General features: G+C 71.2%; 13 protein-coding genes. 9 read left to right on the top strand and 4 right to left on the bottom strand.

Annotation, left to right across the window (positions count from 1 at the left end; translation table 11 throughout):
* Positions 1–3 precede the first annotated feature (3 nt).
* Positions 4–468 (bottom strand): DUF3093 domain-containing protein, encoded by a 465-nt coding sequence (locus ACIGXJ_RS27875; RefSeq protein WP_399650730.1) that lies wholly within the window; start codon positions 466–468, stop codon positions 4–6.
* Between the two features lie 58 nt (positions 469–526).
* On the opposite strand from ACIGXJ_RS27875, the gene ACIGXJ_RS27870 reads away from it, so the two are divergent.
* The 7 genes from ACIGXJ_RS27870 to ACIGXJ_RS27840 all read left to right on the top strand — a co-directional run bounded on the left by ACIGXJ_RS27870 (position 527) and on the right by ACIGXJ_RS27840 (position 5,734).
* On the top strand, positions 527–1,111 hold the full coding sequence (locus ACIGXJ_RS27870) for a PaaI family thioesterase (RefSeq protein WP_399650728.1): 585 nt from the start codon (positions 527–529) through the stop codon (positions 1,109–1,111).
* Positions 1,108–1,683 carry a dUTP diphosphatase gene (dut, locus tag ACIGXJ_RS27865; protein WP_399650726.1) on the top strand — a complete coding sequence of 192 codons (576 nt, stop codon included), beginning with the start codon at positions 1,108–1,110 and terminating at the stop codon, positions 1,681–1,683. The genes ACIGXJ_RS27870 and dut overlap by 4 nt, the downstream gene beginning before the upstream one ends.
* A gap of 1 nt (position 1,684) precedes the next feature.
* Positions 1,685–2,446 (top strand): DUF3710 domain-containing protein, encoded by a 762-nt coding sequence (locus ACIGXJ_RS27860; RefSeq protein WP_399650723.1) that lies wholly within the window; start codon positions 1,685–1,687, stop codon positions 2,444–2,446.
* Positions 2,447–2,590: 144 nt separating this feature from the next.
* A complete protein-coding gene (locus ACIGXJ_RS27855) occupies positions 2,591–3,775 on the top strand; it encodes an alginate lyase family protein (RefSeq protein ID WP_399650722.1) in 1,185 nt (394 codons plus the stop codon).
* A gap of 62 nt (positions 3,776–3,837) precedes the next feature.
* Complete coding sequence (locus ACIGXJ_RS27850; protein ID WP_399650719.1) at positions 3,838–4,530, top strand: ABC transporter ATP-binding protein; 693 nt, start codon at positions 3,838–3,840, stop codon at positions 4,528–4,530.
* 64 nt (positions 4,531–4,594) lie between these two features.
* Positions 4,595–4,993 (top strand): OB-fold nucleic acid binding domain-containing protein, encoded by a 399-nt coding sequence (locus ACIGXJ_RS27845; protein ID WP_399650716.1) that lies wholly within the window; start codon positions 4,595–4,597, stop codon positions 4,991–4,993.
* A gap of 3 nt (positions 4,994–4,996) precedes the next feature.
* Positions 4,997–5,734 (top strand): DUF3159 domain-containing protein, encoded by a 738-nt coding sequence (locus ACIGXJ_RS27840; protein ID WP_399650714.1) that lies wholly within the window; start codon positions 4,997–4,999, stop codon positions 5,732–5,734.
* Between the two features lie 120 nt (positions 5,735–5,854).
* Here the strand turns inward: ACIGXJ_RS27840 and ACIGXJ_RS27835 are convergent, their stop codons facing one another.
* Both ACIGXJ_RS27835 and ACIGXJ_RS27830 read right to left on the bottom strand, forming a co-directional pair.
* Positions 5,855–6,532, bottom strand: coding sequence for a potassium channel family protein (locus ACIGXJ_RS27835; protein ID WP_399650712.1), 678 nt, complete (start codon positions 6,530–6,532; stop codon positions 5,855–5,857).
* Positions 6,532–7,200 (bottom strand): potassium channel family protein, encoded by a 669-nt coding sequence (locus ACIGXJ_RS27830; RefSeq protein WP_399650710.1) that lies wholly within the window; start codon positions 7,198–7,200, stop codon positions 6,532–6,534. Before ACIGXJ_RS27830 ends, ACIGXJ_RS27835 begins: the two co-directional genes overlap by 1 nt.
* A 415-nt stretch (positions 7,201–7,615) precedes the next feature.
* Here ACIGXJ_RS27830 and ACIGXJ_RS27825 point away from each other — a divergent pair, with 415 nt between their 5' ends.
* Positions 7,616–9,664 (top strand): APC family permease, encoded by a 2,049-nt coding sequence (locus tag ACIGXJ_RS27825; RefSeq protein WP_399650708.1) that lies wholly within the window; start codon positions 7,616–7,618, stop codon positions 9,662–9,664.
* A gap of 157 nt (positions 9,665–9,821) precedes the next feature.
* The gene (locus ACIGXJ_RS27820; RefSeq protein ID WP_399650706.1) at positions 9,822–11,150 is read left to right on the top strand and encodes a class I SAM-dependent RNA methyltransferase; all 1,329 of its coding nucleotides are present in this window, start codon (positions 9,822–9,824) and stop codon (positions 11,148–11,150) included.
* 159 nt (positions 11,151–11,309) lie between these two features.
* Here ACIGXJ_RS27820 and ACIGXJ_RS27815 read toward each other — a convergent pair whose 3' ends face one another.
* Positions 11,310–12,611: an RICIN domain-containing protein gene (locus ACIGXJ_RS27815; RefSeq protein ID WP_399651009.1), complete on the bottom strand. Its 1,302-nt coding sequence runs from the start codon at positions 12,609–12,611 to the stop codon at positions 11,310–11,312.
* Between the last annotated feature and the right edge of the window lie 86 nt (positions 12,612–12,697).

The following is a 12,697-nucleotide window of genomic DNA, read 5'->3' as shown; positions in this document are numbered from 1 at the left end:
AATCTAGGAGGCCGTGGCCCTGGCCGCGCGGATCGCCTCCGCCAGCCGCTCCGGCTCCCGCGTCGACAGGTACAGATACGGCGTCGGGTCGGCCGGGTCGGTGACCTCGATCTTCAGGGCCGTGGGGATGTAGGCGCGCAGCAGCAGGAAGGCGCGGGTGTCGGCCTTGTAGGTGCGCCAGGCGCGCGCCTCCTCGGCGTCCAGCACCTCCGCCTCGCCCAGCGCCGTCACCGGGAGCCTCGCCTCGCCCGCGATCAGCGAGCCGCCGACGACACGGATGCGTACCGAGCCGTAGGAGCTGGCCACGACCGCCGCGGCCGCGGTGCCGCCGACCAGGCCGCCGAGCATCGGCAGCGTGCCGAACGGCAGCAGGATCAGGGCGAACGAGACGCCGACCAGAAGGCTGACCAGCCACCACGAGCGCGGGGCCGTGAGGCGTTCTTCGTACGGGGTGGCGGAGAGCTGCATGAAGCCAAGCTTGGCACGGTGTCCGGATGCAGCCGACGCGCGGGTAAGGTCTGCGCCTGTGAGTGGTACTTCCGCAAGCCTTCAGCCGCCGGCCGACGCGGTGAAACCCGTACGGCACCCCGACGCGCCCGCGCCCGGGGAACTGCTCGGCGCCCACTACGGCCAGTGCTTCGGCTGTGGCGGCGAGCAGCCGCACGGGCTGCATCTGGCGGCCCGGGCCGGTGAAGGCGTCAGCATCACGGCCGAGTTCACCGTACAGAGCGCGCACCAGGGCGCCCCGGGGCTCGCGCACGGCGGGATCCTCGCGACGGCGCTGGACGAGACGCTGGGCTCGCTGAACTGGCTGCTGCGCACGATCGCGGTGACCGGGCGCCTGGAGACCGACTTCCGGCGGCCGGTGCCGGTGGGCACCACGCTGTACCTGGAGGCCGAGGTCACTGCCGTGGCGGGCCGGAAGATCTACTGCACGGCGACGGGACGCATCGGCGGCCCCGACGGGCCTCTCGCGGTCCGCGCGGACGCCCTGTTCATCGAGGTGAAGGTCGACCACTTCATCGACAACGGCCGCCCCGAGGAGATCCAGGCCGCGATGAGCGACCCGGACCAGATCCGGCGGGCCCGCGCCTTCGAGGTGAACCCGTGAGCCGTGAGCCCCTGGACGTGCAGATCCGGCGCGTCGATCCGGACGTACCGCTTCCGGCGTACGAGCACCCCGGGGACGCGGGCGCGGACCTGCGGACCACCGAGGCGTGCGAGTTGGGGCCCGGTGAGCGGGCGGTGCTGCCCACCGGGGTGTCCATCGCGCTCCCGGAGGGGTACGCGGCCTTCGTGCACCCGCGTTCGGGCCTCGCCGCCCGGTGCGGTGTCGCCCTGGTGAATGCTCCGGGGACGGTTGATGCCGGGTACCGTGGGGAGATCAAGGTGATCGTGGTGAATCTCGACCCGCGCGAGTCCGTGCGGTTCGAGCGCTTCGACCGGATTGCCCAACTGGTCGTGCAGCAGGTCGAGAAGGTCCGCTTCCAGGAGGTGGCGGAGCTTCCCGGCTCGGCGCGGGCCGAGGGGGGCTTCGGGTCCACCGGCGGCCATGCCGCCGTGGGCGGCGGGAGCGGCACGACGAGCGGCACAACAAGCGGCACAAGCGGTCAGGCCGCCGAGGGCGGCACGACGGGTGGGAATCGATACGCTTCGGTCGTATCCGACCGGGAAGGACAGTGACGTGTTCGGACGTCGCAAGAAGAGGGATGCCGCCGAGGGCGCGGCCGGCGAGGCCGAGCAGGTCGTCGACAGCGTCGACACTGAGGCGGACGAGACCGCCGGTCGCGAGCGCGTGAGGCTCGAGCCCGAGCCGCGCCCCGACGGTCCCTGGGACAGCAGCGAGGTGCGCGAGCCCGGCGAGGGCCGGGTCGACCTGGGCGGCCTCTTCGTCCCCGGGGTCGACGGCATGGAGCTGCGGGTCGAGGTCGCGGGCGACGCGATCGTCGCGGCGACGGTCGTGCTGCGCGACAGCGCCATCCAGCTGCAGGCCTTCGCCGCTCCCAAGCGCGAGGGCATCTGGGCCGAGGTGCGCGAGGAGATCGGCGCCGGCATCACCCAGCAGGGCGGCATCATCGACGAGGTCGAGGGCCCCCTCGGCTGGGAGCTGCGCGCGCAGGTGCCGGTGCAGCTGCCCGACGGCACCAGCGGCTTCCAGGTCGTGCGGTTCGTCGGTGTGGACGGGCCGCGCTGGTTCCTGCGCGGTGTGATCTCGGGTCAGGGCGCGGTGCAGCCGCAGGCGGCCGGGCTGCTGGAGCAGATCTTCCGCGACACGGTCGTGGTACGCGGCGAGGGCCCGATGGCGCCCCGCGACCCGATCGTCCTGAAGCTGCCGAACGACGCGCAGATGATCCCCGAGGGCGTCCAGCAGCAGGAGGAGGGCTCGCGCTTCTCCGGCGGCATGGGCCAGCTCCAGCGCGGCCCGGAGATCACCGAGGTCCGCTGACACGCATCAGGGCAAGGGCCGTACCCCGTGGGGTGCGGCCCTTTCTCGTGCGCGGACCCTTGACGCGCGATTGGTCTGGACCTACGTTCTCGGACACCGCATTCAACGGAGCGCCCCGTGTTCATATATGAGAACGGAGCTGTCGTGCGCCGATCCCCCCACCGGACCACCCTCCTCGCGACCGTCACCGCCCTGCTGCTCGGCGGTGTCCTCGCGCAGCAGCCCGCGGCCGCCGCCCCCACCGCCTTCGCCCACCCCGGCGTCACCGTCTCCCGCGGCCAGCTCGACTTCGCCCGCACCAAGGTCCTGGCCGGCGCCCAGCCCTGGAAGGGCGCCTTCGACCAGATGACGGCGAGCAAGTACGCCGACCTGAACCGCGTGCCCAAACCGCGCGCCGTAGTCGAGTGCGGTTCGTACTCCAACCCCGACTACGGCTGCACCGACGAGCGCGAGGACGCCATCGCCGCGTACACCGACGCGCTCGCCTGGTACATCACCCGCGACGCGCGCTACGCCCAGAAGGCCATCCAGCTCATGGACGCCTGGTCCGCCGTCATCCAGGACCACACCAACAGCAACGCACCCCTGCAGACCGGCTGGGCCGGCTCCTCCTGGCCGAAAGCCGCCGAGATCATCAAGCACACCTACACCGGCGGCTGGCCGAACGCGGGCCGCTTCGCGACCATGCTGCGCGACGTCTACCTCCCGGAGATCATCAACGGCTCCCACTCCAACGGGAACTGGGAGCTGTCGATGATGGAGGCCGCCGTCGGGATCTCCGTCTTCCTGGAGGACAAGGCGTCCTACGACAAGGCCATGCAGAAGTTCCGCACCCGCACGGCCGCCTACGTCTACCTCGCCTCCGACGGCGAGCTGCCGAAGACCGTGCCCGGCCAGAACCTCGACACCCGCGACAAGATCGTCAAGTACTGGCAGGGCCAGACCACCTTCGTCACCGGCCTCACCCAGGAGACCTGCCGCGACCTCACCCACACCGGCTACGGCATCTCCGCGATCTCCCACATCGCCGAGACCAGCCGCATCCAGGGCCAGGACCTGTACGGCACCGACGTCGGCGAGCGGCTGCGGCACGCGCTCGGCTTCCAGGCGAAGTACGAACTCGGCACCGCCGCCCCCAGCTGGCTCTGCGGCGGCACCCTGCACCTCGGCCTCGGCCCGGTCACCGAGGTCGGCCACAACGCCCTGCACAACCGGCTCGGCATCCCCATGACCAACACCCAGGCGCTGACGGAACGAGGCCGTCCGGCCGGCAGCAACAACCTCTTCGTCGCCTGGGAGACCCTCACCCACGGGGACAACCCCGGCTGAACCGTTGATCGGCCGGGTGCCGGTCCGTGATACTGGCGCCCGGCCCACGGGGGAGGCAGATCATGAGCCAGGTCGTCACCGAGACCATGGTGCGCGTCGCCGACGTCCACAAGACCTACGGCACCGGTGCCGCCGCCGTCCACGCCCTGCGCGGCGTCTCCTTCGAGCTGCGCCCCGGCGAGCTGGTCGCCCTCAAGGGCCGCTCCGGCTCGGGCAAGACGACCCTGCTGAACATCGTCGGCGGGCTCGACACCCCCGACCGGGGCAGCGTCGTCGTCGACGGGCGCGAGCTGTCCGGGCTCGGCGAGCAGGGGCTGCTGGAGCTGCGCCGGGACCGCATCGGCTTCGTCTTCCAGTCCTTCGGGCTCCTCCCGATCCTGACCGCCGCCGAGAACGTCGGCGTGCCGCTGCGGCTGCGCCGGGCCGAGGTGCACGAGCGCGAGGAACGCGTCGAACTGCTCCTCGCCCTGGTCGGCCTCGCCGACCACGCCGCCCAGCGGCCGGGCGAGCTCTCCGGTGGCCAGCAGCAGCGCGTTGCCATCGCCCGCGCCCTCGCCAACAGCCCGGCCCTGCTGATCGCCGACGAGCCCACCGCCCAGCTCGACGTGGAGACCGGGCACGCCGTGATGGAGCTGCTGAGGGCGGTCGTACGCAGCGAGAACGTCACCGCGTTGGTCGCCACGCACGACACGACCCTGCTGGGCCTGGCCGACCGGGTGCTGGAGCTGAGCGACGGCGAGATCACCGAAGGCTGAGCCCCCGCCGGGCGGCTCGGGGCGGGGGTCCCGGCGTGTCGGTGGCGCCCGGTACCCTTCAGACATGAGTGCTGTTCCTCGATCCGACAAGCCGGTGGGCCGGTTCCGGCGCATGCTAGACCGGCTCTCCTCGTCGCAGGAGGACCTGGAGTCCGAGGAGCTGCGAGAGGACGCCGAGACCACGGGCTGCACCCGCATCGGCGACTGTCACGACCGCGAGGTCGTCACCGTTACTGGTACCTTGCGCACCGTCACCCTGCGCCCCCGCGCGGGCGTGCCCGCCCTGGAGGCCGAGCTGTTCGACGGCTCCGCCGCCCTGGACGTGGTGTGGCTGGGCCGGCGCTCCATAGTCGGGATAGAGCCGGGACGCAGACTCATCGCGTCCGGGCGGGTCTCGATGAGCCGGGGCCGCCGGGTGCTGTTCAACCCGAAATACGAACTGAGACCGCTCGGACGGGAGTAGCCGGTGACGTCACTCGACAAGCCGACCCAGGACGCCCAGCAGGATGCCCACGATTCGAGGGCGGTGACGGAGGCCGCGCTCTTCGAGGCGTTCGGCGGCGTGCGCGGCATGGTCGAGACGGTGGTGCCCGGCCTCCTCTTCGTCACGATCTACACGATCAACAAGGACCTGCACATGTCCGCGATCGCCGCGCTCGCGGTGTCGCTGGTCCTGGTCGTGGTCCGCCTCGTGATGAAGGACACCGTCAAGCACGCCTTCAGCGGTGTCTTCGGCGTGGCCTTCGGTGTCGTCTTCGCGATGATGACCGGCAACGCCAAGGACTTCTATCTGCCCGGCATGCTCTACACGCTGGGCCTGGCGCTGGCGTACATCGTCACGACCCTGTGCGGGGTCCCGCTGATCGGACTGATCCTCGGCCCGGTCTTCAAGGAGAACCTCTCCTGGCGCACCCGCAACCCCGGCCGCAAGAAGGCGTACGCCAAGGCCAGCTGGGCCTGGGGCCTGATCCTGCTCGCCAAGTGCGCGATCCTCTTCCCGCTGTACTGGTGGGCCGACACCACCCAGCTCGGCTGGGTCCTGGTCGCCCTGAAGATCCCGCCCTTCCTGCTCGCCGTCTATCTGACGTGGGTGTTCCTCGCCAAGGCGCCCGCGCCGATCGACGTGTTCGCCGAGATGGAGGCCGCGGAGAAGGCCGAGCAGGAGCAGAAGGAGCGCGAGGCCGCCGCCCGCTCGGCGGAGTAGCCCCGCACCCGCGCGGCCCGCGCCTCCCGACGAGGACCGGGCCCGCGCTCGCCCCCGCGCCTCATGACGAAGGGCGCCCCGGCCGTGCTGCCGGGGCGCCCTTCGTCGTCGTACGAGAACTCAGTCGGCGGTGTCGTCGCGGCGGACCGACAGCAGGTCCTCCAGCTGCTCCTCGCGGGCCTGGGCGGCCACGAAGAGGAGTTCGTCGCCGGCCTCCAGGGAGTCGTCCTTGGACGGCGTCAGGACGCGGGTGCCGCGGATGATGGTGACCAGGGACGTGTCCTGCGGCCACTCCACGTCGCCCACCTGGGTGCCGGCCAGGGCCGACTCCTCGGGCAGGGTCAGCTCCACGAGGTTGGCGTCGCCGTGGCTGAAGCGCAGCAGCCGGACCAGGTCGCCGACGCTCACCGCCTCCTCCACCAGGGCCGACATCAGGCGCGGGGTGGAGACGGCGACGTCCACGCCCCAGGACTCGTTGAACAGCCACTCGTTCTTGGGGTTGTTCACGCGGGCGACCACGCGCGGGACGCCGTACTCCGTCTTGGCGAGGAGCGAGACGACCAGGTTGACCTTGTCGTCGCCGGTCGCGGCGATGACGACGTTGCAGCGCTGCAGCGCGGCCTCGTCCAGGGAGGTGATCTCGCAGGCGTCGGCCAGCAGCCACTCGGCCTGCGGGACGCGCTCGACGGAGATGGCGGTGGGGGCCTTGTCGATCAGCAGGACCTCGTGGCCGTTCTCCAGCAGTTCACCGGCGATCGACCGGCCGACCGCGCCGGCACCGGCAATGGCGACCCTCATCAGTGACCGCCCTCCTTCGGACCCTCGGCGAACGCAGCCTCGACCTTCTCGACCTCGTCGGTGCGCATCATCACGTGCACCAGGTCGCCCTCCTGCAGCACCGTCTGCGAGGTGGGCAGCATCGCCTCGCCGAGGCGGGTCAGGAACGCCACGCGGACGCCCGTCTCCTCCTGCATCCGGCTGATCTTGTGGCCGACCCAGGCGGGGGAGGCGTGCACCTCGGCGAGCTGGACGCCGCCGGTGGCGTCACGCCACAGGGCCTCCGAGCCGGAGGGCAGCAGCCGGCGCAGCATCTGGTCGGCCGTCCAGCGGACCGTGGCCACCGTCGGGATGCCCAGGCGCTGGTAGACCTCGGCGCGGCGGGGGTCGTAGATCCGGGCGGCGACGTTCTCGATGCCGAACATCTCCCGGGCCACGCGGGCGGCGATGATGTTGGAGTTGTCGCCGCTGGAGACCGCGGCGAACGCGCCCGCCTCCTCGATGCCGGCCTCGCGCAGGGTGTCCTGGTCGAAGCCGACGCCGGTGACGCGGCGGCCACCGAAGGAGGAGCCGAGCCGGCGGAAGGCGGTGGGGTCCTGGTCGATCACCGCGACCGTGTGCCCCTGTTGCTCCAGGGTCTGGGCGAGAGCGGAACCCACTCTGCCGCAGCCCATGATGACGATGTGCACGACCGTCCTTCCGGTGTCCAAAGTTGCTGACTTGGCTGAAACGCTCAAAACAGGGTCTCAGACCGCCGACCAAGCTACACACGCACGGTCGGCGGACGGCACCCCCGTGCACGGTCTGCCCCGCTCAGCGACGGCTGATACTGCGCACACTGGCGAATGTCAGGATCGTGAGGGCGATGAGCGCGGCGGTGGCGCCGATGAGTTCTGCGGCGGTGGCCATGGAGGGGCTCCGAAGTGGGTGAACGCCCTGTCGTAGCCGGACGGACGGGGCGTGGTGGACGGTCTTGTCATATAGGCATGAAGACGCCTCGGGGGCGTGAGCACCTGGCTGGTCCGGCGGCCGAATTTCACTCGTGAGGCACAAGACGGTGGGCCGGTGAGCGCTCTGCTGTTCGAGCCCTTACGATGTTCTGTTGTGTCCAAACTGACCGACGTGCCCAAACGGATTCTCATCGGGCGCGCTCTGCGCAGCGACCGGCTCGGAGAAACGCTCCTGCCGAAGCGCATCGCCCTTCCCGTCTTCGCCTCCGACCCGCTGTCCTCCGTGGCGTACGCGCCCGGCGAGGTGCTGCTGGTCCTGTCCATCGCGGGCGTGTCGGCCTACCACTTCAGCCCCTGGATCGCCGCCGCGGTCGTCGTGCTGATGTTCACGGTGGTCGCCTCCTACCGGCAGAACGTGCATGCCTACCCCAGCGGCGGCGGCGACTACGAGGTCGCCAACACCAACCTCGGCCCCAAGGCGGGGCTCACCGTCGCCAGCGCCCTGCTGGTCGACTACGTCCTGACGGTCGCCGTCTCCATCTCCTCCGGCATCGAGAACCTGGGTTCCGCCGTCCCGTTCGTCGTCGAGCACAAGGTGCTCTGCGCGATCGGGGTGATCGTGCTCCTGACGCTGATGAACCTGCGCGGTGTGAAGGAGTCCGGCGCGCTCTTCGCCATCCCGACGTACGTCTTCGTCGCGGGTGTCTTCGTCATGATCGCCTGGGGCGCCTTCCGCGGGCTCGTCCTGGACGACACCCTGCGGGCGCCGACCGCCGGTTACGAGATCGAGCCCGAGCACCAGGGCCTGGCCGGCTTCGCCCTGGTCTTCCTGCTGCTGCGCGCCTTCTCCTCCGGCTGTGCCGCGCTCACCGGTGTGGAGGCCATCTCCAACGGCGTCCCGGCCTTCCGCAAGCCCAAGTCGAAGAACGCCGCCACCACGCTGGCGATGATGGGCCTGCTGGCCGTCACCATGTTCTGCGGGATCATCGCCCTCGCGATGGTGTCCGAGGTCCGGATGGCCGAGAACCCCGCCAAGGACCTGCTGGACGACGGCGTACCGGTCGGGGCGGACTACATCCAGCACCCGGTGATCTCCCAGGTCGCCGAGGCCGTCTTCGGCAACGGCAGCTTCCTGTTCATCGTGCTGGCCGCCGCCACCGCGCTCGTGCTGTTCCTCGCCGCCAACACCGCCTACAACGGCTTCCCCGTCCTCGGCTCGATCCTCGCCCAGGACCGCTATCTGCCGCGCCAGCTGCACACCCGCGGCGACCGGCTCGCCTTCTCCAACGGCATCGTGCTCCTGGCCGGCGCGGCCACCCTGCTGGTGTGGATCTACGGCGCCGACTCCACGCGGCTGATCCAGCTGTACATCGTCGGTGTGTTCGTGTCCTTCACGCTCAGCCAGATCGGCATGGTCCGGCACTGGAACCGCCACCTGGCCGAGGAACGCGACCCCGCCAAGCGCCGCCACATGGTCCGCTCCCGCGCGATCAACGCCTTCGGTGCCTTCTTCACCGGCCTGGTGCTGGTCGTCGTGCTGATCACCAAGTTCACCCACGGCGCCTGGGTCGCCCTGCTCGGCATGGTGATCTTCTACGTCACGATGACCGCGATCCGCCGCCACTACGACCGGGTCGCCTCCGAGATCGCCGCCCCCGAAGGCCCCAGCGACGACAGCGTGCGGCCCTCCCGGGTGCACTCGGTCGTCCTGATCTCCAAGATCCACCGCCCCACCCTGCGCGCCCTCGCCTACGCCAAGCTGATGCGCTCCGACACCCTGGAGGCGCTCACCGTCAACGTCGACCCGGCCGAGACCAAGGCGCTGCGCGACGAGTGGGAGCGGCGCGGCATCGACGTACCGCTGAAGGTCCTCGACTCGCCCTACCGCGAGGTCACCCGGCCGGTCATCGAGTACGTCAAGAGCCTGCGCCGGGAGTCGCCGCGCGACGCGGTGTCCGTGATCATCCCCGAGTACGTCGTCGGCCACTGGTACGAGCACCTGCTGCACAACCAGAGCGCCCTGCGCCTGAAGGGCCGGCTGCTCTTCACGCCCGGCATCATGGTCACCTCGGTCCCGTACCAGCTCCAGTCCTCCGAGGCCGCCAAGAAGCGCGCTCGCAAGCGCTCCGAGTGGAACGCGCCGGGCTCGGTGCGGCGGGGGCCCGCGCAGGAGCGGGAGAAGGAGCACAGCACCAAGGAGTGAGCGGCCCCGGCGCTGTCCGCCGGCCACGGCGGCGGGAGGGCCGCGCCGGACGACGTAGACTGGTGGGCTGTTGTCCCGCGAGGGTGGGCGTCGCCGTCCCGCGACAGGGGGCCGCGGCCCTCCCGCCCGTACGTTTCCCGATCTGGAGTCGCCCGCCATGCAGGCAGAACCGAAGAAGTCGCTGGTGGGCGAGGTGTACGAGGTCGAGGTCGGCCCGGTCGCCCACGGCGGGCACTGCATCGCCCGCACGTCGGAGGGGCAGGTGCTGTTCGTACGGCACGCGCTGCCCGGCGAGCGGGTCGTGGCACGGGTGACCGAGGGCGAGGACGGGGACCGCTTCCTGCGGGCCGACGCCGTCGAGGTGCTGGAGGCGTCCAAGGACCGCATCGAGGCGCCCTGCCCCTACGCCGGCCCCGGCCGCTGCGGTGGCTGCGACTGGCAGCACGCCAAGCCGGGCGCCCAGCGGCGCTTCAAGGGCGAGGTCGTCGCCGAGCAGCTCAAGCGGCTCGCCGGGCTCACCCCGGAGGAGGCCGGCTGGGACGGCACGGTGATGCCGGCCGAGGGCGACAAGCTCCCCGCGGGCGAGGTGCCGCAGTGGCGCACGCGCGTGCAGTACGCCGTGGACGCCGAGGGCCACGCGGGGCTGCGCCGCCACCGCTCGCACGAGGTGGAGCGCATCGAGCACTGCATGATCGCCGCGGAGGGCGTCAGCGAGCTGGGCGTCGAGCAGCGCGACTGGACCGGCATGGAGTCGGTGGAGGCGATCGCGGCGACGGGCAGCCAGGACCGCCAGGTGATCCTCACGCCGCGGCCGGGCGCCCGCCTGCCCCTGGTGGAGCTGGACAAGCCGGTCTCCGTGATGCGGGTCGACGAGAAGTCCGGCGGCGTCCACCGCGTCCACGGCCGCCCCTTCGTGCGCGAGCGCGCGGACGGCCGCACCCACCGGGTCGGCAGCGGCGGCTTCTGGCAGGTGCACCCGAAGGCGGCCGACACCCTGGTCACCGCGGTGATGCAGGGCCTGCTCCCGCGCAAGGGCGACATGTGCCTGGACCTCTACTGCGGCGTCGGCCTGTTCGCGGGCGCGCTCGCCGACCGCATCGGCGACAAGGGCGCGGTGCTGGGCATCGAGTCCGGCAAGCGCGCGGTGGAGGACGCCCGCCACAACCTGGCCGACTTCCCCCGCGTCCGCGTGGAGCAGGGCAAGGTCGACGCCGTCCTGCCCCGCACCGGCATCACCGAGGTCGACCTCATCGTCCTCGACCCGCCCCGCGCCGGCGCCGGCCGCAAGACGGTCGCCCACCTCGCGGAGCTGGACGCCCGGCGCATCGCCTACGTCGCCTGCGACCCGGCGGCCCTGGCCCGCGACATCGCGTACTTCCGGGAGGGCGGGTACCGGGTGCGGACGCTGCGGGCGTTCGATCTGTTTCCCATGACCCACCACGTCGAGTGCGTCGCGATCCTTGAGCCCACGACCAAGGGCCAGTGACCTGCTGTCGCGCAGCTTCGTCAGGAGCGCGCTGACGGGGCCTCGACCGCGACCGCGCCCTGGCGGCCGGCATCCGGGTGCCCAGCGGCACCATGGCAGGACGGAGTGGAGCCAGGATCATCCTGACTCCACTCGGGTCCAGTGCGGGGTGCGGGTGGGTCACTGGAACTGTGCGAAGAACCTCCAGATCTCTGTCTTCGTCCAGGTGGTGACGCCGCTTTCGCCGGAGGAGCCGTCGACGGGGCCGGGTATGTGGTCGCCGTCGAACGCGGCCCATTGCACCGGGTATCCGGCACGGCAGCCCGCGTAGGTGGTGGTGATGTGCGTTCGGCTGCCCGGGGCGGGCTCCCGCGGGCTCTGGGGGGTGCAGCCGTTGTTGGCGACGAACCTGTCGCGCAGGGACCGGCCTTGCGCGATGTTCAGGACGGAGTCGTTGATGCCGTGGATTCCGAAGTAGGCGATGGGCTGGGTGCCGCCGCTGCATCCGCTGATCTGGGCGCCGGAGATGACCGCGACGGCCCTGAAGACGTTGGCCCGGCTGCACGCGAGCGCGTAGCTCATGCCGCCGCCCCAGCTGAATCCGGTGGCGAAACGCTGTGCCGGGTCGACACAGAGTCCGCCCTCGATGCGCCGGATCATGTCGTCGACGAAGGTGACGTCCTCACCGCCTGTATTGGCCCAGCCGTTGCCGAGGCCCTGGGGGGCGACGAGGATCGCGCTGTTGTCGGACTGTTCCTGCTGGCCGTAGTAGGACCAGGCGGTCCCGCTCGTGCCGCCCGAGGCGACGTCGCCGGCGGTTCCGCCCCGCCAGTGGAACGCGAAGATCAGCCGATAGCGGTGGCTGCTGTCGTAGTCGGCGGGGACCCTGAGGATGAAACTGCGGCTCCTGCCGCCGCTCTGGATGGTGTGCGTACCGCTCGCCAGCGCCGGGGCGCCGCCGCATCCGCCTCCGCCACCGGACGACAGCTTGACCATCTGCCACTGCTGGTTGGCACCGCCCCAGTCGGTGTACTGGACGACGTTGCCGCCGTCAGCTGTGGAAGCCCCCTGCACCTCCACCGCCTTGCCGCTGGCGCGGTTGATCAGCCGGACGTGGCCCGCGTCGGAGTCGGCCAGGCGGAACTGCTGGTTGGCCCCGTTGTGGTCGGACCACTGCTGGATCGCGGCGCCGTCCGCCGTCGAGGCGCCGGCCACGTCGAGGACCTTGGACGAATGCCGGGCCTTCAGGCGGTAGAACCCGCCGCCGGAGTCCACGAACTGCCACTGCTGGTTGGCTCCGTCGTTGCGCGTCCACTGGCTGACCCGCGCGCCGTCGGCGGTGGACGCGCCCGAGACGTCCAGCGCCTTACCGCTGTTGCGGTTGACCAGGACGTACCAGGCGCTGGTGTCCACCGTCGCGGCCTCGGCGGGCACCGGCTTCACGGCGGCGAGCCCGCCGATCGCCAGGGTCGCCGCCACCACGGCGGCGACCCGGGACCACCAGCGATGCCTTGTCGCAGGGGCCGTACCGCGGGTCTTCAGCGATCCGGCCCCCTCGTGCGCGGCAG

This window comes from Streptomyces sp. NPDC053367 (assembly GCF_044545925.1).
Classification (GTDB): domain Bacteria; phylum Actinomycetota; class Actinomycetes; order Streptomycetales; family Streptomycetaceae; genus Streptomyces.
Note: the sequence above shows the minus strand (reverse complement) of the source record. Positions and strands in the feature narration are given on the sequence as shown.